This window comes from Pseudomonadota bacterium (assembly GCA_026388315.1).
Classification (GTDB): Bacteria; Desulfobacterota; Syntrophorhabdia; order Syntrophorhabdales; family Syntrophorhabdaceae; genus MWEV01.
Genome location: JAPLKA010000053.1, coordinates 1 through 23,163 on the forward strand (window position 1 = coordinate 1; position 23,163 = coordinate 23,163).

General features: G+C 43.4%; 22 protein-coding genes. 14 read left to right on the forward strand and 8 right to left on the reverse strand.

Annotated elements, in window-relative coordinates; genetic code table 11:
* Positions 1-495 precede the first annotated feature (495 nt).
* The 4 genes from NTX75_06900 (at position 496) to NTX75_06915 (ending at position 3,343) form a co-directional block, all read left to right on the forward strand.
* A complete protein-coding gene (locus NTX75_06900) occupies positions 496-1,098 on the forward strand; it encodes a hypothetical protein (GenBank protein MCX5815959.1) in 603 nt (200 codons plus the stop codon).
* A 144-nt stretch (positions 1,099-1,242) separates the two neighbouring features.
* The gene (locus NTX75_06905; GenBank protein MCX5815960.1) at positions 1,243-1,524 is read left to right on the forward strand and encodes a type II toxin-antitoxin system Phd/YefM family antitoxin; all 282 of its coding nucleotides are present in this window, start codon (positions 1,243-1,245) and stop codon (positions 1,522-1,524) included.
* Positions 1,521-1,817, forward strand: coding sequence for a type II toxin-antitoxin system RelE/ParE family toxin (locus NTX75_06910; GenBank protein MCX5815961.1), 297 nt, complete (start codon positions 1,521-1,523; stop codon positions 1,815-1,817). The genes NTX75_06905 and NTX75_06910 overlap by 4 nt, the downstream gene beginning before the upstream one ends.
* A 92-nt stretch (positions 1,818-1,909) precedes the next feature.
* The gene (locus tag NTX75_06915; protein ID MCX5815962.1) at positions 1,910-3,343 is read left to right on the forward strand and encodes an AAA family ATPase; all 1,434 of its coding nucleotides are present in this window, start codon (positions 1,910-1,912) and stop codon (positions 3,341-3,343) included.
* On the opposite strand, the gene NTX75_06920 is transcribed toward NTX75_06915, so the two are convergent.
* Positions 3,335-4,417, reverse strand: coding sequence for an IS630 family transposase (locus tag NTX75_06920; protein MCX5815963.1), 1,083 nt, complete (start codon positions 4,415-4,417; stop codon positions 3,335-3,337). The genes NTX75_06915 and NTX75_06920 overlap by 9 nt on opposite strands.
* Positions 4,418-4,507: 90 nt before the next feature.
* On the opposite strand from NTX75_06920, the gene NTX75_06925 reads away from it, so the two are divergent.
* Positions 4,508-4,864 carry a hypothetical protein gene (locus tag NTX75_06925; GenBank protein ID MCX5815964.1) on the forward strand — a complete coding sequence of 119 codons (357 nt, stop codon included), beginning with the start codon at positions 4,508-4,510 and terminating at the stop codon, positions 4,862-4,864.
* 89 nt (positions 4,865-4,953) lie between these two features.
* Positions 4,954-5,772: a hypothetical protein gene (locus NTX75_06930; protein MCX5815965.1), complete on the forward strand. Its 819-nt coding sequence runs from the start codon at positions 4,954-4,956 to the stop codon at positions 5,770-5,772.
* Positions 5,773-6,105: 333 nt separating this feature from the next.
* On the opposite strand, the gene NTX75_06935 is transcribed toward NTX75_06930, so the two are convergent.
* Both NTX75_06935 and NTX75_06940 read right to left on the reverse strand, forming a co-directional pair.
* Positions 6,106-6,426, reverse strand: coding sequence for a type II toxin-antitoxin system PemK/MazF family toxin (locus NTX75_06935; GenBank protein MCX5815966.1), 321 nt, complete (start codon positions 6,424-6,426; stop codon positions 6,106-6,108).
* The gene (locus tag NTX75_06940; GenBank protein ID MCX5815967.1) at positions 6,413-6,646 is read right to left on the reverse strand and encodes a hypothetical protein; all 234 of its coding nucleotides are present in this window, start codon (positions 6,644-6,646) and stop codon (positions 6,413-6,415) included. Before NTX75_06940 ends, NTX75_06935 begins: the two co-directional genes overlap by 14 nt.
* A 654-nt stretch (positions 6,647-7,300) precedes the next feature.
* On the opposite strand from NTX75_06940, the gene NTX75_06945 reads away from it, so the two are divergent.
* The 5 genes from NTX75_06945 to NTX75_06965 all read left to right on the forward strand — a co-directional run bounded on the left by NTX75_06945 (position 7,301) and on the right by NTX75_06965 (position 17,681).
* Positions 7,301-10,567 carry a CHASE domain-containing protein gene (locus NTX75_06945; GenBank protein MCX5815968.1) on the forward strand — a complete coding sequence of 1,089 codons (3,267 nt, stop codon included), beginning with the start codon at positions 7,301-7,303 and terminating at the stop codon, positions 10,565-10,567.
* A 406-nt stretch (positions 10,568-10,973) separates the two neighbouring features.
* A complete protein-coding gene (locus NTX75_06950; protein ID MCX5815969.1) occupies positions 10,974-12,449 on the forward strand; it encodes a class I SAM-dependent DNA methyltransferase in 1,476 nt (491 codons plus the stop codon).
* A complete protein-coding gene (locus NTX75_06955; protein ID MCX5815970.1) occupies positions 12,446-13,525 on the forward strand; it encodes a PDDEXK nuclease domain-containing protein in 1,080 nt (359 codons plus the stop codon). Before NTX75_06950 ends, NTX75_06955 begins: the two co-directional genes overlap by 4 nt.
* On the forward strand, positions 13,522-14,703 hold the full coding sequence (locus tag NTX75_06960; GenBank protein MCX5815971.1) for a restriction endonuclease subunit S: 1,182 nt from the start codon (positions 13,522-13,524) through the stop codon (positions 14,701-14,703). Before NTX75_06955 ends, NTX75_06960 begins: the two co-directional genes overlap by 4 nt.
* Entirely contained in the window at positions 14,700-17,681 is a 2,982-nt protein-coding gene (locus tag NTX75_06965) for an HsdR family type I site-specific deoxyribonuclease (GenBank protein MCX5815972.1), read from the forward strand. The genes NTX75_06960 and NTX75_06965 overlap by 4 nt, the downstream gene beginning before the upstream one ends.
* 697 nt (positions 17,682-18,378) lie before the next feature.
* On the opposite strand, the gene NTX75_06970 is transcribed toward NTX75_06965, so the two are convergent.
* From NTX75_06970 to NTX75_06990, 5 genes are all read right to left on the reverse strand, one after another.
* On the reverse strand, positions 18,379-19,095 hold the full coding sequence (locus tag NTX75_06970) for a hypothetical protein (GenBank protein ID MCX5815973.1): 717 nt from the start codon (positions 19,093-19,095) through the stop codon (positions 18,379-18,381).
* Positions 19,088-19,267: a hypothetical protein gene (locus NTX75_06975; GenBank protein MCX5815974.1), complete on the reverse strand. Its 180-nt coding sequence runs from the start codon at positions 19,265-19,267 to the stop codon at positions 19,088-19,090. Before NTX75_06975 ends, NTX75_06970 begins: the two co-directional genes overlap by 8 nt.
* Complete coding sequence (locus NTX75_06980) at positions 19,246-20,058, reverse strand: AAA family ATPase (GenBank protein ID MCX5815975.1); 813 nt, start codon at positions 20,056-20,058, stop codon at positions 19,246-19,248. Before NTX75_06980 ends, NTX75_06975 begins: the two co-directional genes overlap by 22 nt.
* Entirely contained in the window at positions 20,055-20,867 is an 813-nt protein-coding gene (locus tag NTX75_06985) for a DNA-primase RepB domain-containing protein (GenBank protein MCX5815976.1), read from the reverse strand. The genes NTX75_06980 and NTX75_06985 overlap by 4 nt, the downstream gene beginning before the upstream one ends.
* Positions 20,868-20,961: 94 nt before the next feature.
* The gene (locus NTX75_06990; protein ID MCX5815977.1) at positions 20,962-21,246 is read right to left on the reverse strand and encodes a site-specific integrase; all 285 of its coding nucleotides are present in this window, start codon (positions 21,244-21,246) and stop codon (positions 20,962-20,964) included.
* Positions 21,247-21,282: 36 nt separating this feature from the next.
* Here NTX75_06990 and NTX75_06995 point away from each other — a divergent pair, with 36 nt between their 5' ends.
* From NTX75_06995 to NTX75_07005, 3 genes are all read left to right on the forward strand, one after another.
* On the forward strand, positions 21,283-21,426 hold the full coding sequence (locus tag NTX75_06995; protein ID MCX5815978.1) for a hypothetical protein: 144 nt from the start codon (positions 21,283-21,285) through the stop codon (positions 21,424-21,426).
* Positions 21,427-22,264: 838 nt separating this feature from the next.
* On the forward strand, positions 22,265-22,540 hold the full coding sequence (locus NTX75_07000) for an HU family DNA-binding protein (protein MCX5815979.1): 276 nt from the start codon (positions 22,265-22,267) through the stop codon (positions 22,538-22,540).
* 141 nt (positions 22,541-22,681) lie between these two features.
* Positions 22,682-23,161 (forward strand): hypothetical protein, encoded by a 480-nt coding sequence (locus tag NTX75_07005; protein ID MCX5815980.1) that lies wholly within the window; start codon positions 22,682-22,684, stop codon positions 23,159-23,161.
* Positions 23,162-23,163: the final 2 nt, after the last annotated feature.

Below are 23,163 nucleotides of genomic sequence, written 5' to 3' on the forward strand. Positions count from 1 at the left end.
CATTTCTTCACGTTATCAACATATTGAAACCAATGAAGACTTCAACCGTCACAAATACAAATCTCTACATATCAGGTCCTTGCCTGGATTCGTTGATAACTGAATGAAATGATCAAAGTCTTGACAGCGTGTTTTCTGTTCCTTTAGATTCCGGGCTTCTTCCTGTAACAAAGCATGGGGCATTTTTGTCGAATGGGCTATATTTCATTTGGCAATCAATACTCACATCGAGAATATTTCAGCTTTGATCCGTCGTTCCTGTAAATAATAAGCTTTAATGTTATGCAGCAAGCAATATAACATAATGATTTTAGGATTTTAATACTTGCCAATCCCTGTTGTGGTGCCCATATCCTACAGATATCATTCGTTTTATTTTCATAAGTTTTTATATAAGAACGTCATTGCCCTTGACAATACCGTCTGATAATCATAATAATTTAGAAATTATTGGTAGCAGCATATTAATTGTTATGACCAGACAAGGGAACGAATATGAAAGCTCAATATGATCAGCTCATGAAGTCACTTGAAGACCTTCCCTTGAGCAAGGCTCTGCAAAAGACTCTTCGCGTCGGGCAAGAATTGAAAGACAATGAATTTGAAAAGTGGATTCGACTTGAACTCCATGGCTACTGGAATACCAATTCAGCGCTGAATGAAGATGTAGTGGTGCCTGAGTACCGAACTGTTGCTGGGTATTACACGGATGACTACGGAAGACAACATGTCTTTTCCGATTCCAATGCTGGTTTTATCAATGAAACACGCTTGAGATTCGGGGTGATTGAGATGGAGGGAATGATCGGAGCAAAAGGCCCTTTAGCTTTCCGCGCCCCACAATTTGCCGAGATCATTCGCAACGAACTTGGGGCAGAGGTAACCACTTTCAATTTTAGTCCAAAAACAGTTCCTGCTGTTTTGGAAGCCATTCGTACTGAACTCTCTGACCGTCTCATGTCAAGAAAAGACAAAATTCAGGAACAAGACCTTGAGACCCAAGGATCAAGAACGGAAGACGTGATTCAACTAAAACCCAATTTCTACGGCATAGGCGTCGATCTAAAAGCACTTTGGAGGAAGTTCAAGAAGTCATAAAAGGGAGTGAAGTCATAACATACGACTCAGCTAACTCGGCCATAAAGCGGCCTCGTAGCTGAGCCGTATGTTATGCTTTGAAATGAATATTGACTGACATATTTAAAGTACGTTATAATGTACGTTAATTATGTGAGGTGTCATATGAAAAGAGTTAGAGTCAACGAAGATATCAGACCAATGTCTGAGTTTCGCACCGGTATTGCTTCCTTCCTTAAACAAATACACGACACTAAACGTCCCATGATCATCACGCAACACGGCAAAGGAGTTGCCGTTCTGCTCGATGCGGGCGAGTATGAGGCAATGCAGGAGAGGATAGAGTTGCTGCAGGACATACAGACATCCATCGGTCAGATTGAAGCTGGTCAGGGAGTGGATCATGACCAGGCCAAAAGGACTGTATTAAACCGGATCAGGAAATGAAAATTATCTGGTCTCCTCTCGCAATAGACAGAGTATCAGAGATAGCCACATACATCGCCCAAGAGAATCCCGCTGCTGCAGAAAAGTGGGTGGACACGGTTTTTCGGAAGGTGGAAGACCTACAGAACTTCCCTGAAAGTGGCAGGGTCGTACCTGAAACCGAAATAAAAACCATAAGAGAGCTGATATACGGAAACTACCGACTGATTTACCGGCTTGAAGAGAAGAGGATTTCAGTGCTCACTGTTCGGCACGGAAAGCAGATCTTGCCGGTTGATGAAATTACGGCATAACCAGTCGTTGCACCAAATCCGCGCCATGCGCGTCTCGGTGAACTTTTCGTTATGGTGCCATATCTAGTAGACAACAAAATTGGGGGTGTTGATTGAAAATTGAATCAATGGGGTTGATTGACTTCAAGCCGATTAAAAATCTGAGCCTGCGGAATTTAGGCAGCGCAGTTGTAATTGCTGGTGCGAATGGTTCTGGGAAGACCAGATTGAAGATGGCAATTGTGCAGACCCTACAGGGTGTTCCAGTTATGGACATGACGATTCTTGCCACTCGTGATGAGGAGAGAGAAGAAAAATATTTCAACGCAAGCAAGATTGAAATTAAGAAGGGTGTTCAGAATCCGGTTCTTAATAATTATATAAACAGTAGAAAGTACGGATCGGGAAAATATGTTGGATCGCTTGTGCAGATTGATTCAGATAGAAGTGTGCAGACCCTTAAATATGGTCAAGTCAATTGGCTGGGTGGAGACCCTGATGATTTAGATTCGCCAAGTAATTTCTATTTCAATACTTTCACGAATAGATGGCAGGAGTTTGTTACCTACATCCACCAAAAGTCTGCGGCTAGAGATAAGAAACTCGCGGAAGCCATGAAGGAAACCCCCGACCTTCTTGGAAGCGAAATCTTAAAAAAGCACCCAGATCCGTTTTTGAAATACAAAGAGATATTCACGTCAATCCTACCCGATAAGACACTGCTGGACATTACCCCGGCTTCTCCTGGAGAGTTTAAATATTCAGACGAATCAGGGCAGCCGTTGCCATTTTCATCCCTTAGTTCTGGTGAGCAAGAAGTAATAAAAGTCCTCTTTGACGTTGCAAGAAAAGATATTCGACATTCAGTGATAATTGTAGATGAGCCAGAATTGCATCTACATCCCACGTTGACGTTCAAACTCATTGAAACATTGAAAACCATTGGGGATCATACAAATCAGTTTATATTTCTAACGCATTCTCCCGATCTCATTTCCACCTACTATTCAACTGGCGATGTCTACTTTATTGATCAGAAGGATAATGGCGGGAATCAGGCGCATAGGCTTAGTGATCTAGATCACGAGCACAAAGAAGTTGCTTTGCTTGTTGGTCAAAATCTAGGCATGTTCGCCGTAGGCAAAAAACTGGTGTTTGTAGAGGGGGAAAAATCTAGCATTGATCGTCTTTCCTATCAGAAGATTGCGCTGACAATTGATCCGGAAATTAGAGTTCTTCCAGCAGGTTCTGTACTCAACATTATGACGCTCAATAATATTGAAGAGCAGATTAGAAAGGCAATATTTGGAATTGATCTTTACATGATTAGAGATCGTGACGGCTTGAGTGATGAGCAAGTTTCAGTTCTGGAAAAGAACGGCAGGATCAAATGCCTTAAACGAAGGCACGTTGAAAACTACTTTTTAGATGATGAAGTCCTGTTCATGGTCGCCCAGCGACTGTATCTGATAGAGGGGAACCCCTCTCTAACCAGGGAATACATTGCCGAGTCAACGAAGAAGATCGCAGAAAACTCACTAGTGTAGTGTCTCAATAATGGCTTTACAATGATTCACTTTTTTAATAATCTCCTCCGCCTTTTTGGTCCAGACAAAAGGTTGGGGGTCCTCGTTATTGTAGCGTATGTATTCTTCTATGGCAATTACCAATTCCGGTACGCTTTTGAAGACTCCCCGGCGTATCCTTTTTCTCGTAATTTCCCCGAACCAGCGCTCTACCAGATTCAGCCATGATGAACTTGTAGGCGTGAAGTGGAGAACAAAACGGGGGTGTTTTTCGAGCCACACCTTTACATTCGGGTGATTATGTGTTCCGTAGTTGTCCAGAATCAGATGGATATCCAAACCTTTAGGCACTTCCCGGTTAATCCTACGCATGAATTTCAAAAATTCAGTGTTCCTGTGCCGGGGATAACAGGAGCCGATGACCTTTCCCTCCAGAACATTCAGAGCGGCAAAAAGACAGGTGGTACCGTTCCGCTTGTAATCATGTGTCATCGTTCCACAGCGTCCTTTCTTCATTGGTAACCCCGGCTGTGTTCTGTCTAAGGCCTGAACCTGAGACTTTTCATCTACACAGAGCACTACTGCTTTATCCGGTGGATTTAAGTAGACACCCACCACATCGGTCAGTTTTTCCACGAACCGCTTGTCTTTGGACAACTTGAAGGTTTCCACGCGATGCGGTTGCAATCCGTGGGCATCCCAGATACGCTGTACAGTCGTATGACTAACACCTTGTACTTTCGCCATCGTTCTCGTTGACCAGTGAGTCGAGTCTTTCGGGGTGGTATGCAGGGTGGCTTCCACAATGACATGAACTTTCTCTGGATCGAGCCGTCTTGAACTTATACCGTGGGGCGCATCTTCTGACAACCCTGAGGCGCCCTGTTCACGGAAACGGTTTGTCCACAAAATAACCGTTGGTCGAGAGGTCTCCAGTCTTTTGGCAATAGCGTTATGCGATATGCCTTCTGCCGCAAGCAAGCAGATACGGGAACGCAGGACCACTCTTTGAGGCGTCTTCTTCGCCCGAATCCAGGCTTCCAATACTTTTCGCTGTTCTTCCGTCATGATCAGTTTATCGGCTGGTTTCCACATGAAGAATTATAGCACAGCCAATGGTTATTGTAAACATAATACTGTTACACTACACTAGGATTTAACGTCTATAAGAATGTTAAGGATTATTTGAGCTTTAATCATTTTTTGCGATCTCCAACGGTTAAGTGCCTTGAAGCAAAGACGATAGATACGATTAAGGAGGAGATAGTAGCTTCGATCACGTTAAACAGAAACGCCCTCGATAATGACATCAGCGATGAAGCCATCCGAGCTTGGGTAAGTGCAGAAGAATATAGGCTGAAAGAAAAACTGCTCAACGGGGGATGGCTCAATGACTTTCAAGGTAAATACATTTTTAGCCGGATATGCGGTGAAATCTTGAAGGCCGATCAGATCAGAGTACGTCATGCATACGTTGATATTGCGCTGGCCGAAAAATCCAGTGTGCTTGCAGAGATAACGGAAATGTTTAAGGGGATGTGATGTTGCATAACGAATCGTTTCAGCGGACGCGCAAAAAGCCACGCGCCGCTGAACTCAAAGTTATGCATAAAGAACTCGGAGATTAATGAATGAACATTATGGAAAACTTCTACCAAATAGCCTTCATTTTACTTACTTCAGTGGGCGGCGCAGTGATAATAATAGCAGCTTTATCAACTTGGCTGGGGAAAGTATGGGCCAATAGAATTCTGGAATCAGACAAGGCTAAGTACACTCAAGAATTAGACAAAATTCGTCATCAGTTTCAAATCGAGTTTGATCAGCTATCTATTATCCACGAAAATCAAAAGTCTAGTTTTCAGCGCATGATCAAAGAATTGCACAAATCAATTAAATCTCTGGAACAAGCATATGATGAAGCTTGGCAACCCATAAGTGATAAACATTATGATGCATTAAAAGAAGTAATTATCGAAGAGTCTCTTTTTTTAGGTGCGGAAGGCGAAAAGGCCTTAAACATCTATCTAGATTTTTTGGGGAAAGCTGTATATTTCCCCGAAGATGAATCACAAGATGATAAAACACTTAGAAACATATATGAATTTCTAAATTTTATGTCAGAAAGAATACGCGAATATTTCAGGAAAAGGATTGGTCTTTCCTCAGAAGCTAACCCACTTCTAGACATAAACTTAATTGCAGCTTGCATCTTAGTTAATGGTGTTCATTTCACAGGTACTAATTTCCCGACCAATCAAATCCTCCTATTCCAATACGACATTTCTCCTTCATCGTTCGTCGAAAAGCTAAAGGAGAACATGAGTGCATTAAAGTCAGAACTGAACACACTCATCTCATGCATTGAGTCAGATCGTGACGAAGGTAAATACTCTTTTAGAGTTTTATCTGAAGCTCGTTACTATCTGAATTTATTTAACGAAGCATAACAAAAGCAATACAGCCGATCGCTAACACTCCGGCTGATTTTTTCGTTATGCTTCGTTTCAATCGGTAATCCTTAGCATTTTATTTAACTGAATCTATTTAGTTGTAGGTGCACAAAATAATTGGTAATATTAACTTTCTCACTGGTCATTTCTGCGCATTACCAAGTAAAAGATGCTACAAAAACACACCAGTCGCAAATCTCTACTTCAATAAATATAGCGCCCACGTTTAATGGAAAGGCCTAATGTAACAGAGGGTTACCGCAGAATTCTGATTATAAAGCACATTAGACAAAATATATACTTTTGTATAATTTTAATGAGATTACCGAATCACAGCGATAGCACTTGGCGCAGACCCTCTTCTATTTTTTCGAGATCGCCCGGTTTTAAGCTTCCCGCCTTTTGATGGAGTCTGCTTTTGTCTATCGCGCGAAGTTGATCACATACCGCCACAACGTTCCGCCTGAGACATTCTACTTCAATGACCAGTGGGGGCCTTGGTGTGCCAGACGAAGAGAGGGGAAGTACGAGAACAGTTCTCCTGGCATCGTTAATGGGGGTAGCACCGATGAGAACACAGGGCCTTTGTTTTTTGATCTCTGAGCCTACCGCAGGGTCGAGATTCACCCAGTAGATGTCACCACGCTTCAGGCTCAATGCCGTCTCCTGCAGTAACATCCCACGCCACCATGTCATTGTTTAATGCTTCATCCTTTTCAACTGCCAGGGCGCATTGAAAGAGCGCTTCTTCCCTGCGGCCGACCTCCTGTTCCAGGAGATCCATGACAACCTGACTCCGTTTTCTCGCCGGTATAACTGTTCTCATACGTTTAATAAGGTCATTCGGCAGGGATACGAGTATTTTTTCCATAACAACTCCTTTGTATATCTTATATAGTATATCTAATTTGCGCGCCCGGTGCAACTACTATTTTGAACCAGTGGGTGCGAGCATACAGAAAAAAGCGTTTTTGCCCCAGCCCCAACATTTGTGCCACCAAGTGCGAATGAGTCCTTTTTTACCACACCTCTCCGTTGAGCGCTCCTTCCTGAAATCCACACACACGGCCTTTTCAGTGTCATAGCGGCTTTCATGCGGTAATTAATGATCTGAAATGAACATTTCTTTAATTCACAAGGATATTATGCGATAATGATAATGAAGCACAACATGTGGTGCAAGATATGATCATGCTGGATTACAACAGAGGTGAGGTTTTTGTGTGGAGCAGGCGGAACATAAACCCAATCACAAACGAAAAGAAGGGTAGATGGAGAAGAAGTGTAAATAATGCGCTATGATGATGCCGAAAGAAAGAAAAGGAATAAAACAAACGAATATAGTAAGAATTAACCGCTATTTTAATGTGAAAAATCTGAGCTACGTCTTTTCCGGGAGACCATCATGAGCACCTCACCATCTGCCAACGCCGCCGGAACCAGCATTACATCCACTTTATTGCATACCATGCAATCCTCTCGATCGAACAGACGCATTGCTTGGATCGTGCTGCTGGTTGGTCTGATGATTACCGCCATTGCAGCCTTGTACATGAAATCGAGCGTGGAAAGGATTGCGGAGCGTGATTTCACCTTTCAGTGCAACGAGATTCAAAATAAAATTACAGAAAGACTTGATGACCATGCTCGTATCCTGCAGAGCGGTGCGGCGTTATTTAAGGTATCAGAAATGGTCACGCGCGAAAAATGGCATATTTTTACCCAACACCAGAAGTTTGAGAAACAACTTCCCGGTATTCAGGGCATTGGTTTCTCGCTTCTGGTTCCGCGTGAAGATCTCACCCGACACGTTCAGGAAATACGCCGTGAAGGTTTCCCGGAGTACAAGCTGAAGCCGGATGGTAATCGTGAAGTTTATTCCTCCATCATCTATCTGGAGCCATTTTCCGGTCGCAACCTGCGGGCCTTTGGCTATGACATGTTCTCGGAACCGGTGCGCCGGTCAGCAATGGAACGGGCGCGGGATACGGATATGGCTGCGCTCTCCGGCAAAGTTACTTTGGTTCAGGAAGCCGGCGCCGAAGTTCAGGCAGGCACCCTGATGTATTTTCCGGTCTACCGCAAAGGCATGCCCATCGAAACGGTAGAACAGCGGCGTGCGGCAATCTATGGATGGATCTACAGTCCCTACCGGATGAATGACCTGATGCAGGGAATACTTGGTGCCCGCAATCCGGAGAAAGAAAAACAGCTTTATCTTCAGGTCTTCGATGGTGCGCAGCCTTCTCCTCAAAGTCTGCTCTATGAAAGTCATCCTGCGGGGGCCAAGAAGCTCCGGCCCGAAGAGCGCTTTACCCGACAGATTCCAGTTGATTTCAATGGTCAACACTGGACACTGCGCTTTACACAAACCGGCGGCGGACTCTTCGCGGCAGCTTACATAAGCGTATGGCTCACCATTCTCGGCGGTATGCTCATCACGTTGCTGCTGTCCGCCCTGATCCGTACTCTGCTGAACACCCGTGCCGAAGCGCAGCGTATAGCGGAGAACTTGACTGAGGAGTTGAGGGAGAGTGAGGAAAAATACCGCGTCATTTTCAACAACGAGATATACGCAATCTGTATCTTTGATCTTGAAACGCTCGCACTGCTCGACGTAAATGATGCCTTCTCTCGTTTATACGGTTATGGCCGGGAAGAACTCATTTCCGGGATGACAATCCACGATATTACGGCGGAGCATAAAGTATCCGATGCAGCGACCAGACAGGCCGTCCGTGAGGGTACAATCTTTATTCCTCTGAGGTATCATCGGAAGAAAGATGGCACAGTATTCCCGGTCGAAATTGTTGGCGGCCCTTATTCGTGGATGGGGCGCAAGGTAATGTTTGCCCTTGCACATGATATTACCGAGCGCAAACGAATGGAAGATGCGCTGCTGAATAGCAAACAGCAATACGACAACTTGGTCTCCAACGTCCCTGTGGGTGTTTACATTATGCGCAGTACACCGATTGGGGCCTTCGCATTCGAATACGTTAGCCCTCGGGTGGCGGAAATATTTAATGTGAGCGCTGAAAACTTTCTGGCAGACCCACAAGCCGGATTCCAACCGATACATCCGGATGATCTGGACGCTCTTGTGAAATTAAATCAGGAGCGATTTCGACAACCGCAGCCATTCAATTGGGAAGGACGGGCTATAGTCAATGGAGCGGTTAAGTGGCTCAGCATCGCATCTTCTCCCGAACTGCTGGAAAATGGAGACGTATTGTGGCATGGGGTCATCGCTGACATCACCGAGGACAAGCGGACGGAAGAGGCTTTGCGGGAGAACGAAGCCCGGGCTAAGGCGATGTTTCAGGCCATTCCCGATTTGATGTTCCGTATGGATAGTCAGGGCGTTTTTCTGGACTACAAGGCAGACATCAGCGATCTTTATGCCCAATCCGAGCCAACCCTTGTCGGCAAACGCAACCGAGATATTACCCCGCCCGAATTTGCCGATTTAATTGACCGGAAAATCCGCGCTACATTAGAGACCGGTAGACTGCAAAGCTTTGAATATCAGCTGCCCATTCTGGACCGGGGCATGCGGTACTATGAGGCACGCATGGTTGCCAGTGGTGCAGCCGAAGTGACTGCAATCGTGCGCGACATTACTGAGCACAAACGGACCGAAGAAGAGCTGCTCCGTACTCAAAAGCTGGAATCACTCGGCATCCTCGCTGGCGGCATTGCCCATGACTTCAACAATCTTATGACGGTTGTCCTGGGGAATGTTCAACTGGCGATGATGGGACTACCGTCGAATCATACATCATACCCTCTCCTTCAGGCTGTTTTGCAATCTGCCGAACAGACCAGGGATCTTACCAGCCGTCTCATCACCTTCTCAAAAGGAGGCTTTCCCATTAAGCAGATAAGTGATGTTTCGGGAGTCCTTCAGGAAGTAGTACGGAAGATGGTCAGAAAAACTGGTGTCCGAGCCGCCTTCGACATTGAAAAAGACCTCTGGTCTGCTAAAGTGGATGAAAACCAGATAAGGCAGGTCTTTTATAACCTTACCATGAATGCCGTTGAAGCCATGCCCGAAGGAGGAACCCTCACGATACAGGCACAAAATACAAAAGTACACTCTTCAGACGGTCTCCCGTTAAAGGAAGGATCCCACCTCAGAATAACCTTTGCCGATAACGGTACGGGGATTGCCGAAGAAAACCTTGTCCTTATCTTTGATCCCTATTTTACAACAAAAGGTATGGGTAATCAGAAGGGGATGGGATTGGGCCTGTCAGTCTGTTATTCAGTGCTCAAGAAACACGATGGTCATATTGCTGTCACGTCTCGGCCGGGGGAAGGAACCGCGTTCACCCTCTACCTCCCTGCACTGGCTGAAAAGGCTCATGCGGCGAAGATAGAACGAGTGGCACCACCTTCTTCTTCCCCGAACCGGGTGCTTCTCATGGAAGATGAGATACATGTCCGTGCATTGGAACGGGCCTTCCTGGAACGGCTGGGATATGAGGTGACGGAAACCGGAGATGGCCGGGAAGCCATTGACTGTTACAAAGAGGCCCTTCTCTTGAACAATCCTTTTGACCTGGTGATTCTGGACCTTACGGTTCGTCAGGGTCTGGGCGGGCAGCTGACCATGGAGAGGCTGCTTAAGGAAGATCCATCCGTCAAGGCCATCATTGCCTCGGGCTACGTGGATGAACCGGTGATAGAACACTACAAAGACTACGGCTTCCGGGGGGCTCTGAAGAAACCTTTTAGTTTTGAAGAATTTGGTGAAATGGTAAAGAAGGTTATAGGTACAGAGCCATAGAATATTCCCATTACAGGGGAGACTATTTCAAGTGGTAATGGTTGTTCTCCAACATTTATGAAACTATATTAGTTGTAGGTGTTCTAAATAACAGGTAAATTCCATTTTACCGTTCATAAATACTGCACATTGCGGGTAGAAGTATAGCACTTGTTGCCAGCCAATTTTCAGTGCACGTGGACTCCGGCTGTCTTCCCGAAAGCAGTAAAACGTCAACCTTGAAGAAATTGCTTGATTGCAAACCGTAATAAGCATGATTTACATATAACAAACATTGACGCCACGCCTCATCTTCTGCGGTCTTTATTAACTTGACATATAAACCGACGTTTCCTATAGTTTGCATATGCAGAAACAATGAATATTTCAAATAAAATTGTGGACTAAATTGATGAGAGAATAATTGATGACAAAAAAGGAACTTGAAACCTACCTGTGGGATGCAGCCAATATTCTTCGTGGAATGATTGATGCTGCTGACTTTAAACAATATATTTTCCCTCTGCTGTTTTTTAAGCGTATTAGCGATGTATGGGATGAGGAATATCAAATAGCTCTGAAAGAAAGCGAAAATGACCTCGACTATGCCGAGTTCCGTGAAAACCACCGGTTTCAGATACCAAAGGGTTGCCGTTGGGAAGATGTACGCAAGAAAACCGTTGATGTTGGCGCTGCTTTACAAAACGCATTGAACGGAATTGAAAAAGCCAATTTTGAAATGCTCCATGATGTTTTCGGTGATGCACAGTGGACGAATAAGCGCCGGATGAGCGATGAAAAGATGCTCGACCTTATTGAACATTTCAGCCGGATGGATTTAACTGTCAGCAATGTCCCTCACGACATCATGGGCGAAGGCTACGAATATCTTATAAAGAAATTTGCAGATGACAGCGGCCACACCGCAGCCGAGTTTTACACGAATCGTACCGTTGTAAAACTCATGACAGAGATTACCGACCCACAGCCTGGTGAGAGCATTGATGACCCTACGTGCGGAAGCGGGGGTATTTTGCTCTCAAGTGTTCTGCATGTAAAAGAACAGGGAAAAGAATACCGGACATTAAAACTGTACGGACAGGAACTGAACCTGATGACCTCTGCAATTGCTCGTATCAATATGTTTATGCACAATGTTGATGAATTTTTAATTGTGCAGGGTGATACCCTTGATAACCCGCAGATACTTGAAAATGATGAGCTGAAGCAGTTTGACGTAATCATGGCAAATCCGCCATACAGTGTTAAACGCTGGAATCAGCAAAAGTGGATGAACGACCCTTTTGGCCGCAATATCTGGGGAACACCACCGCAAGGCTGTGCTGATTATGCTTTTCAGCAGCATATAATGAAAAGCCTTAATCCCGTTACCGGCAGAAGCGTGGTTCTCTGGCCGCATGGCGTTTTGTTTAGAGATGCCGAAAGTGGTATACGCAAGAAAATGATTGAGGAAGATTATGTTGATGCGGTGATTGGCTTGGGGAAAAACCTGTTTTACAACAGCAGTATGGAAAGTTGCTTGCTGGTATGCAGAATGAAAAAGCCTCCCGAGAGAAGAGGTAAAATAATTTTCATTGATGCCAAAGAGGAATTGCGGATTGAAAGAACCAATGCCTGGCTGGAACCTCAACACATTAAAAAGATTGCCGGTGCCTACTGGAAATTTGAAGATGCCGAAGGCTTTGCAAAAGTGGTGAGCAATAAGGACGTGCTGGAAAACAACGGCAATTTAAGCGTTCAATTGTATGTGAAGAAGGCGGAAATTGCGAACGAGCACGATACCAAAGATTTGATTGCGAAAGTCAAGAAAGGGCAAATGCAAATCAATGCTTCACTGGATGAGCTTTTCCTGAAACTGAAAGATATCGGGATAGAAGTATGAATGAAAAGTTGACGACCAACAACCTCTATTCAAAAATTGCCGAACTCTTAAAGGCTGCAAAGCAGACGGTTGCGCGTGCTGTAAATCAAACCATGGTCTACACTTATTTTGAAATTGGCAGGATGATTGTTGAAGACGAACAACAAGGAAAACAACGGGCTGCATATGGCAAGCAGGTATTGAAAGAGCTTTCAATGCGGCTTACAATAGATTTTGGCAAGGGATTTTCAGTTGAAAACCTTGATAGGATGCGTTTTTTCTATCAAGTATACTCTAAATCAATTTCGTCAACAGCGTTGACGAAATTTGGTGAAGGCGATATGCCCTCAGCATCTTTGCAGAAATCAGAGGGGTCAGCCGAACCGCAAACACCCCATTTTCGATTATCATGGTCGCACTACCTCAAACTTATGCGGATTGAGAACCCTGATGAACGTAACTTCTACGAAATAGAATGTACTGCTAATAACTGGAGCTTGAAAGAACTGCAACGGCAATTTGACAGCGCATTGTATGAACGCCTGGCCTTGAGCAGGGACAAAGAAGGCATTAAGCAATTGGCGCAAAAGGGACATCTTATTGAAAACCCTTCTGATGCAATAAAAGATCCTTATATTTTAGAATTTCTTGGATTGCCCGAACATCACCATTATTCCGAAACTGTTTTAGAACAGGAAATATTCAATAAGTTAGAGCATTTTCTGCTTGAACTCGGTAAGGGCTTTACTTTTGTCGGCAGGCAGGTTCGTTTTACTTTTGATGAAAAACATTTTCGTGTTGATCTTGTGTTTTATAACAGACTTTTAAAATGCTTTGTTCTGATTGATTTGAAAATCGGCGAGATTACTCATCAGGACCTTGGGCAAATGCAGATGTATGTTAATTATTATGACCGTTTTGTAAGGCTGCCCGATGAAAACAAAACCATCGGCATTATCCTGTGCAAAGACAAAAGCCAGACATTAGTAGAAATAACCCTTCCGGAAGATAATGACCAGATATTCGCCAGCCGCTACCAAACCATATTGCCGGATAAGCAAGCATTTATTGAGCTTTTGAATGAAGGTGAAGCATGAAGTTGAGGAAAGAGGAATGGAAAGAAGTTAAGATTGAACAAATTTGTGAGTTTGTAAGAGGACCATTTGGCGGCTCCTTAAAAAAAGAAATATTTGTAAAAGAAGGTTATGCTATTTACGAACAACAGCATGCGATTAATAATCAGTTTAATACTTTTCGATATTTCATTGATGAAAATAAATTCAATGAAATGAAAAGATTCCAAGTTTTAGAAGGCGATATTATCATGAGTTGTTCAGGGACTTTTGGTAAGATTGCTATTATTCCAAAAAATACAAGAAATGGAATTATTAATCAGGCGTTACTTAAACTCCGCTGTAAAAATGAACTTAATAATTCCTTTTTCCAAATTTGGCTTAATAGCCAAAGCTTTCAAAAAGAGGTTAATTCAAGTGTTCAAGGAACTGCGATAAAAAACATTGCATCAATTGCATTTTATAAACAAATTCAAATCCAGCTCCCGCCTCTCGAAGAGCAAAAACAAATCGCCGCCCTTTTTCAATCCATAGAAACCGCTATTGAGCAGGTGGAGGGACAGGAGAAGAAGTTAAACACGTTGCAAAAAACATTAAGTAATGGCTTGGTAAGCAAATCACCTGTTTGGGGGAATTTACTTTCAGATAAAAACTGTAATCTCTGCACGTTTGAGGATATAACTGATTGTATAGAAGAGCACGATAAGAAGCCATTGAAAAGTGGAATTACCCGCTTTGTTGGCTTAGAATTTATTGAAGCAGAAAACTTCAATTTGCAAGGTTTTGGGGATATCGAAAAAGGCACAACCTTCACAAAGCGCTTCTCAAAAGGCGATGTATTATTTGGCAAACGCAGAGCCTATTTAAAGAAAGTTGCAGTTGCCGACTTTGATGGTATTTGTTCCAGTGACATTTTGGTTTTTAGAGCAAATAAAACAAAGATGTTGCCTGAATTATTGCCTTACTATGTTTCCTCGGAAACCTTCATAAATCATGCGGTCAGCACATCGGCAGGTTCTCTTTCACCAAGAACAAAATGGAACGATTTATCAGTCTTGGAAGTATCCATCCCCGACTTAAAAGCCCAAGAAAAGATTGTGGAAGTATTCCAGCAGTTACAACTAACACTGGATCAACTCAAACAGCAAAAAACAACTCTCAAAAACCTGAAACAAAAACTACTAAGCGAGATTTTAGGATGAGTACATTTAGCGAACTTAACAGCGTAGAATATTTCATTATCCGCCAGCTTACCGGCATTAACCTGAATCAGGTTCAGCATGGTATGGTAAAGGAAGACATTGTACCTTATAGCGAGAAGGCACAATGGAAATATGTCCAACCTGAATTGCTTTCAAGGGAAATTACCGATGTTTTTCTGGAAAAGGAATTAAAGGAATCCCTGATCCGCCTCAATCCCGCAATAAAATCAAACCCTGAACGGGCCGAGGAAGTAATTCACAAACTTCGGGCTATTCTCATTGCTGTTGGCAATGTTGGCCTTGTACGGGCTAATGAAGAATTTGCTAAATGGTTACGGGAAGAAATCTCCATGCCTTTTGGCAAAAATAATGCACATGTAAATATTCGGCTGATAGACTTTGAACAAATAGACAACAACTCTTTTTTGCTTACCAACCAATTTAAAATCAGAACCAGAGAAACAAAAATCCCCGACATTGTAATGTTTGTTAATGGTATTCCGCTTGTTGTCGGTGAAACCAAAACACCGGTTCGACCGGCAATTAGCTGGTTGGATGGCGCACATGATATCCATGTCATTTATGAAAATGCGGTGCCTCAGCTTTTTGTACCAAACGTGCTCTCTTTTGCGACAGAGGGTAAAGAACTTTTTATTGGCGGAGTAAGAACACCGTTAGAATTATGGTCTCCCTGGCGGCTTGAGGATGAAAAAGATGAGATACATCATTTTGCCGGATTGCAGGATGTAGCCAAACAGATAACTCATTTGCTAAAACCTTCTACCTTGCTGGATATATTACAATACTTCACCATTTACGCCACAAACAGCAAAAAGAAAAAAATAAAAGTCGTCTGTCGTTATCAGCACTACGAAGGCGCCAATACCATTGTTGAACGAGTTAAAGAAGGTAAAATAAAGAAAGGTTTAATCTGGCATTTTCAAGGTTCCGGCAAATCATTGTTGATGCTGTTTGCCGCTCAAAAAATGCGAAAACAACAGGAGCTTGGAAATCCCACTGTTATTATAGTGGTTGACAGAGTTGACCTCGACACGCAAATTACTGCAACTTTTAACACTGCCGAAGTTCCGAATATGGTAACAACCGACAATATTAAAGAACTGCATGACCTGTTGGAAAAAGATACCAGAAAAATCATCATCACCATGATTCATAAATTTAAAGATGCGTATCCTGATATGAACAAGCGGGAAAATCTCATAGTGATGGTCGATGAGGCTCACAGAACGCAAGAAGGGGACCTTGGCCGCAAAATGAGAAACGCATTACCCAACGCCTTTCTTTTTGGGTTAACCGGAACGCCAATCAATAGAGCCGACAAAAATACTTTCTGGGCATTTGGAGCGGAAGAGGATAAGAACGGCTACCTGAGCCGATATACTTTTCAAGATAGTATTCGTGACAACGCCACACTCCCTTTGCATTTTGAACCACGCTTGCCCGATTACCATATTGATAAAGAGAGCCTCGATATCGCTTTTAAAGAAATGGCAAACGACCTGAGCGAAGAAGACCAGAACAAACTCAGCCAAAAAGCCGCACAGATGGCTGTTTTTTTGAAGGCTCCGGAACGAGTGAAGACCATAGTTCAGGATATAGTGGAGCATTTTCAAAAGCATGTGGAGCCGGAAGGTTTTAAAGCAATGATTGTAACCCCTGACCGCTATGCCTGCGTCCAGTACAAAGAGGAACTGGACAAATTACTTTCCCCTGAATCCAGTATCGTTGTTATGAGCACTTCCGCCAATGATGATTTTGAGTTCAAGCAAAAGTTCGCAATGGACAGAAACCAGCAGGAAAAAGTAATTGAAAAATATAATAATTCAGATTCTCCGCTTAATTTCCTTATTGTCACTGCGAAACTACTAACAGGTTTTGATTCGCCCATTTTGCAAACGATATATCTGGATAAATCACTTAAAGACCATACGCTGCTGCAAGCAATTTGCCGAACAAACAGACTCTTTCCAAATAAAACATTTGGACGAATAGTTGATTATTTTGGTGTTTTTGATGATACTGCGAGCGCCCTGGCATTCGATGAAGAATCGTTAAAAAAGGTCATCAGTAATCTTCAGGAACTAAGAAACAAACTACCCGAACAAATGACGCTTTGCTTATCTCATTTTGCGGGTTTAGATAGAACCATTGAGGGTTTTGAAGGCTTGCAAGCTGCACAGGATTGTATTAGTTCAAACGAAAAAAAAGACGCTTTCGCAAAAGATTTTAGTTTATTATCAAGACTGTGGGAAGCACTTTCTCCAGATGACGTATTAAAAAATTATCAAAAGGATTACAAATGGCTTTCACAGGTTTACACCTCGGTTAAACCAGGTCCCGATGATAACGGAAGATTATTATGGCACGCTTTAGGCGCACAAACTACGGCACTTATCCATGAGCATATCCATGTTGACGGCATTACCCACGATATGGAAGAAATGGTTTTAGATGCCGATGTAATCGACAACTTAATGAATAATAAAGACCCGAAAGATGCAGATAGAATTATTAAAATATTATCAGGTAGGCTGGGTATAAATAAAGGCAACCCAATTTTCAAAAAGTTAAGTGAACGACTTGAAGCATTGAGAGACAAGGCCGAAAAAGGTTTAATCAACAGCATTGAATTTATTAAACAACTTTGCGAAATTGCAAAAGAAACTTTGCAGGCTGAAAAACAAAAAGATAGCGGCGAAAAGCAAAAATCAGCAAAAGCGGCATTAACGGAATTATTCCTTGAACTTAAAACAGATAAAACACCGGCCATAGTTGAAAGAATAGTAAACGACATTGATGAGATTGTTCGTTTAGTCCGCTTTGACGGTTGGCAAAATACTATACCCGGTGAAAGAGAAGTTCAAAGAGCATTACGCAAAACATTGTTGAAATATCAATTACACAAAGAAGAAGAACTGTTTAATAAATCGTACGAGTATATTAAGGAATATTACTGAGTCAAACTCAACATCCTTTCGAATGGTAATCCTCACCCCATAATGAGCTATGGAGGGAAAGCATACTTAACTAACTGATCTTACAGAACAAAACATACTTTGTTACGTATAGGGCGATCAAAGCTGCTACACATTAAACTTCTGCCGGATTGCAGAAACAATACTCATGAGATATGTTTATAAGATCAATGTTTGCTTTGGGGGCGATTATTGATTCGATTGCCCGGTTTTGCTGCCTCCGCCATGTTATTGTTCCTGCCCCCGCATAAATGTCAGCACGGTTTTAATATCATAGCGGTTCGTTTTTTCGCCACCATTTCTTGTTTTACGCATGGAATGTTTGTCGGTTGAGAGATTCTGTTTATGCCCCAGTGATTAAGGCAACTCATGTGCATGTTAACTTCATTCATCCCTGGCAACGAATGTCCACGGTGTTGCCGTTTCTCTCTCTCCTTTCACTGTGATTTTTCTCTCTCTATACTCTATAGAGTATATAAGGGGTATAGGGGGGTCTTAGAGTGTGGCATGGAATACATTGGAATCATTACATAAATGGCCATTTTCCGAACCCTTGAAATCCACATGCTGTGGAATAATCTTCCACATGCTGTGGAATATTGTTTTTACACTATATCATCAATGATTCCACCTTAGTACCCTCTAAAAAGTGATCATTAATAAATATTGTCCGGGGTTTTTACCGAGCGTGTCTCTGGATATGAATCAGCTTGTAGCTATCTTTCCTAATCTCATAACCTTGGACAACGTTAGCATTTTTAAGTTCATCAAGCGCCTTTATGAGGCTCCTTTTGGCAACATCTCTCCTGTGTGCCCTCAGGACGATGCGTTCCATAAGTATATCTTCTGAAAAAAGACTCCCGGAATTACATGATAGGAAGGAATAGAGGTTCTTTGCCGTCCGTGAGAGACTTACATAGAGCGACAAGTTGAGCCTCCATGAGTTCTTCAGACACGCCACGTAGAATTGGTAGTTCCAGGTAACGGATATCCACCCTGTACGCATATCGTACACAACCTCATGTATGAGTCCCGTGATCAGCACCGTCTGCGTGACACGGGATATGGAGGTAACAGTCAAACTCCTCATTCTTTTCAGCGAATTAAGGATAAACTGGTCGTTATGACACCTCGTCATCTTTCTGATCTCGTGGATGTGGACGGATGATATAATGAGGGAATCTGAGAGTTTTTTGACCTTTTGGTGCTGGGAGAGGTACAGCAGTACATAGAGTTTCTCAAGATCGTCCGGAGTTATGTATTCCACGCACTCGTAAATGATCGTTCCCCTCTTCGTATGGTGGGTGATCCGCATCGCCCCCCGGCCCCGCTTGGGACAGGCGGGAGGGTATTTCACAATCTTGGCGTAAAGGGAAACCAGCCGGTGTTTAGGCATGTTGCCGTGGTCTTCCTTTCCGTCTTTTCTCTGCCGTCTGATCGGCCCCGAATCGCTGATCGAGCACCCTCATGATATCAAGGATAATATATTGAACAATCTTATTTTCCACGTTCATGTCGTACACCTTCACACCGTCTTCATAGATGATTATTGACATATGTTTTTCCATTTCCGCGGCCTCCCCTGTTTCTTCATGCTGACCGGTGCAATATCCTCGCAGACGGTGAAGAACCCGTTGCGGAATGCAAGTGTCGTTTGCATTTTATCGGGAGAGTAATTGTTCTTCACAGTTATGAGCGTTTTATCTGCAAGCATGAGATGGACCCGGGAATTCTCTACCCATGCAGAACTCCCCCTTGCCCATGAGCGGTGGTCACCCTCGCCATTGACACCGTTCTTGGTGTGGTGGTGTACGATCAGTAAGGATGGAGCGAGCATCTTCGTAAAACGGTAAAACTGGGCGGCATACTCGCTTCTGTTCTCCTCGGCAATGAAAGAAACGAGGGGATCGATAATGACAAGATCGGGCCTCCAGTCTTTACAGTGGCTGCGAATCTCACCAAAGACACTTGTTGTCTTGAAGGATTGGGCATCAAGGAGGACTGAGGGACAGTCCGTAAGATGAATGCATTTAAAATAAGCAAAGCGGGAGGACGGATCTTCGGTAATTCCGTGCATAGTCATCAGTGAGGTCATGGTGTCTCTTGCCCTTTTTCGAAATACCTGAACCGGGTCTTCTCCATTCAGGTAGAGCACTCGTGAATGGACCATCTTCCTTTCGAGGAACGGGACATTCATAGACAGGGACAGACCGAGCTGGAGCGCGAAATAGCTCTTACCCGATCCCCCCGGTGCGGTAAGGAGGGTGACTCCCCCCTCGTGGATAATGCCCTCGATCAGCCACATCGCGTCTTCGATCCCGTTGGCCGCGAGGATATCTGCAATGGTATCAATTTTCACGGGAACGCCCCCTTTGTATTCTGTCGGTGCCTCTCCTGGACATAGCTAACCGCTTTTCCGACTGTCTTTTTTGCATATGACTCCACATTGTCTTTGTCTGTTTTTCTCTTCTCGATCAGGTAGTCGATGCACTGGCCCGGGGTTTTCTGTCTTTTGGCGAGACGGTAGATGATCTCTGCCATGTCCTCCTCTGACCTGCTTTTGTAAGAACCGGAATAAACATGGGATTCCGGCACCCCGTTTTGCACGTGGAAGCAAGAGGGGTTGTACCGCAGCGAAGGATTGAATTTTACGAGCCCGACAAAGGAATTCCTCTTATGATTCTTGAAATTAGCCACCCGCAGTATACGGGAGATATCGTGGACGTAATCGATCCGTCGGGCTGGGTATGCCATCTGGAACTTATTGCGTATAAGCCTGTTGAGAGCCTCTGTCTCTCTTATGCTCATGACCTCGGAGAGTAGCCAGTAGAAATGGTGTTTTCCCGGGCTGCTCCGGACGATTATCGATGGTTCGGGGAGGTTAACCGCATTTAGGTCGACAGGGAAGTCAAGCTCGCACCAGAGGGTGTCCTGTGTGTCCTCGTAGCCTTCTTTCCTTCTGTTTCTTGAACCGTGCTTCAGCCTGCCTGTCGTGGTATATACGTTATACCCTTTGGAGTTCATGAAACGAAAATACGGTCTGTACTTTTCGTATTCGCCGGCGGCAAATATCCGGGTAATACATTCCCCGGTAAGTTCATGGATAAGGACGCAGGCGATTCTGTCCTTACCTGAGAAGCGGGTCATAAAGATGCAATCATCATCCATATCCGTATATTACTTCTTTCCGGAAGGATGGTTGCTCAAATGTTTTTGGAAACTGCTGAATGTTGTCTGTGTATGTTTGGCTTATTTTGTTTTTTCAGTTCGACGATGGAATAATAACGGATGATTTTGAGGAGGTCATTTGAGTCTGGACGATAAGAAAATGGAGAAAGGCAATGATGGATGCCATCCTGGTCCTCACCGTCGAAATATTCATGCCCCGGTCCTGCTCATGCTCAATAAAGGCTTCGAGGTCAGAACGTTCGATCTCCTTAAGATCACTTTTACCCGACTTTCCATAAAAGTCGAGGAAGGACAATACTGAAGTGAAAGAACTGTTGATTGTCCGAGCCTTGTGGTTTATGCGCCACTTGTGGCGCATGTAGTTCTCAAAATGCTCTTTCCCGGGGACCTCCAGATGGGAGAGCTTCTCAAAGATCCTGTCGATATGGGTCTGTGGATTACATTGGTCGCGTACGCCTCGAAATTACCGCTTGGTCTACTGAAACTCTGTTTTGTCTGGGTCATTTCTCCTCCTTTTCTTTTGAGAAAAGCAGAATAAATAATGACCCTTAGACGTTCTATTGGTCAGTAAAGAAATTGTGTTACGTATAGGTAGGTGCAGTTGTTACGTATAGTTGTTGTAAATACACACAGAGGGCTTTACCCACGCAGGAATGTCGGTAAAAACAATAGCCCTATGTTGCTATTTGCCGTAGGCGGTTATGCGAGTTCTGAGAGAGAAAGCACCGCCTATTTCTAAGCAGGGGGGTGCTTGATGATGTTGCCGTTTATTTTCTAACAAATTTGTGCCTAAAATTGTGCCCACTGTGCCTCTGATACCTCAAATAATCCAACGCAATCCAAAGATGAAAATAGGCATATTCTCTTAATATCCTTGACAATAGCCGTTTTGCGTGCTTTAATGGTTTCGACTCAAAATCCGGTGAGGGCAACCTCATGCGGGTTCGATTCCCGCCTTCGGCACCATAAAATCAGCAGTCAGCAATCAGCTTTTTGGCATAATACCAACATCAATCCAAAGGGCTTTTTTTCATAATGCCTCACCATAACACTAATCCGTTGCCAATAGCAGAAAGACAGGGCAAGTATAAGGTCTATGTTCCCCGGGACGCCATATCGTTTTTCTCGGGGAACATAAATTAAAATAGGAGAGACAAAATATATAATTATGTTGTATAATATATCAGGCTGGTTCCGGCAATTCCCCCCCCTGTAAAGAAATGCCGCCCAGCTCGCCACGGTACGTTATACGTATCGTGGCTCCTTTTTTTCACAAAAATATTTTAAATTTTTACTAAATTGCTCTTGTATCCAGTATGCAAATAATATATTGTATAAAAAGGCTTTATAAACAATAACCTATATAGGGGGCGTACATGACAAAAGCAGAACTTATCGGGAAGGTTGCAGCAGATGCAAAAATTTCAAAAGCAGCAGCAGCAAAGGCTTTAGGCTCATTTATTGATGCTGTCAAATCATCGCTCAAGAAAGGTGAAAAGGTAACACTTATCGGTTTCGGTAGCTTCTCTGTATCTCAAAGAAAGGCAAGGAAAGGGAGAAATCCACAGACAGGAAAGGCTATCAAGATACCGGCAAAAAAGGTACCAAAATTTGCAGCAGGAAAGGCCTTTAAGGAAGCAGTAAAGAAATAGTTTATTTTTGAAGGGTCCGGTATCAGGCTGGGCCCTTTCATACCCCCTCCATAATAATAATTTTTTGAATTTACCTTTTTCGTCATTTGAAGTATGTTTGTAATCTGGAAATTGGTTATTATAGATATGGAGGCATAAAAAATGTGGAACTGGAAACACCTTTTTGAAGATAAGGAACTGGTCTGTTATTGTGATATTGATAATATAACCGACCCGAATGCCGATGAAGACAGCATCTATGTATCGGCAGACTGCTATTATGTGATACCGAAAAGGACTGCAGCGTGGATGATGTTTTTTATCAAAAACGAAGGCACTATTAACCGCTACAGAGAGCAAAGAAAGAGCATGGGTCTCTCCATAGAGGGCTACGAAAACTTCAATAATGTCATCTGTCTTGTGGAGCTGGATTCGGAAAATTATCTGTACAGGGTTATCCCTGCAGGAGATTACGATAGAGATGGAAATGAACTGTGTGCATCAACAATAATCGGAAAGAAATCCTTCCTAAAAGGGATGAAAGGGGAATGGGCACTTATACAGAAAGGAAAAACCCATAAATCTATCTTTGCCCTCTTCCGTTTTGTATACGGGCCGGGCAAAGAAGCAACCGGCATATAGTG

Coding starts and splice junctions, on each gene's coding strand:
- NTX75_06900 (MCX5815959.1), top strand. CDS start 496: ATGAAAGCTCAATATGATCAGCTCATGAAGTCACTTGAAGACCTTCCC.
- NTX75_06905 (MCX5815960.1), top strand. CDS start 1,243: ATGAAAAGAGTTAGAGTCAACGAAGATATCAGACCAATGTCTGAGTTT.
- NTX75_06910 (MCX5815961.1), top strand. CDS start 1,521: ATGAAAATTATCTGGTCTCCTCTCGCAATAGACAGAGTATCAGAGATA.
- NTX75_06920 (MCX5815963.1), bottom strand. CDS start 4,417: ATGTGGAAACCAGCCGATAAACTGATCATGACGGAAGAACAGCGAAAA.
- NTX75_06930 (MCX5815965.1), top strand. CDS start 4,954: ATGAACATTATGGAAAACTTCTACCAAATAGCCTTCATTTTACTTACT.
- NTX75_06940 (MCX5815967.1), bottom strand. CDS start 6,646: ATGGAAAAAATACTCGTATCCCTGCCGAATGACCTTATTAAACGTATG.
- NTX75_06945 (MCX5815968.1), top strand. CDS start 7,301: ATGATTACCGCCATTGCAGCCTTGTACATGAAATCGAGCGTGGAAAGG.
- NTX75_06950 (MCX5815969.1), top strand. CDS start 10,974: ATGACAAAAAAGGAACTTGAAACCTACCTGTGGGATGCAGCCAATATT.
- NTX75_06955 (MCX5815970.1), top strand. CDS start 12,446: ATGAATGAAAAGTTGACGACCAACAACCTCTATTCAAAAATTGCCGAA.
- NTX75_06960 (MCX5815971.1), top strand. CDS start 13,522: ATGAAGTTGAGGAAAGAGGAATGGAAAGAAGTTAAGATTGAACAAATT.
- NTX75_06965 (MCX5815972.1), top strand. CDS start 14,700: ATGAGTACATTTAGCGAACTTAACAGCGTAGAATATTTCATTATCCGC.
- NTX75_06970 (MCX5815973.1), bottom strand. CDS start 19,095: ATGCCTAAACACCGGCTGGTTTCCCTTTACGCCAAGATTGTGAAATAC.
- NTX75_06975 (MCX5815974.1), bottom strand. CDS start 19,267: ATGGAAAAACATATGTCAATAATCATCTATGAAGACGGTGTGAAGGTG.
- NTX75_06985 (MCX5815976.1), bottom strand. CDS start 20,867: ATGGATGATGATTGCATCTTTATGACCCGCTTCTCAGGTAAGGACAGA.
- NTX75_06990 (MCX5815977.1), bottom strand. CDS start 21,246: ATGCGCCACAAGTGGCGCATAAACCACAAGGCTCGGACAATCAACAGT.
- NTX75_06995 (MCX5815978.1), top strand. CDS start 21,283: ATGGGAGAGCTTCTCAAAGATCCTGTCGATATGGGTCTGTGGATTACA.
- NTX75_07000 (MCX5815979.1), top strand. CDS start 22,265: ATGACAAAAGCAGAACTTATCGGGAAGGTTGCAGCAGATGCAAAAATT.
- NTX75_07005 (MCX5815980.1), top strand. CDS start 22,682: ATGTGGAACTGGAAACACCTTTTTGAAGATAAGGAACTGGTCTGTTAT.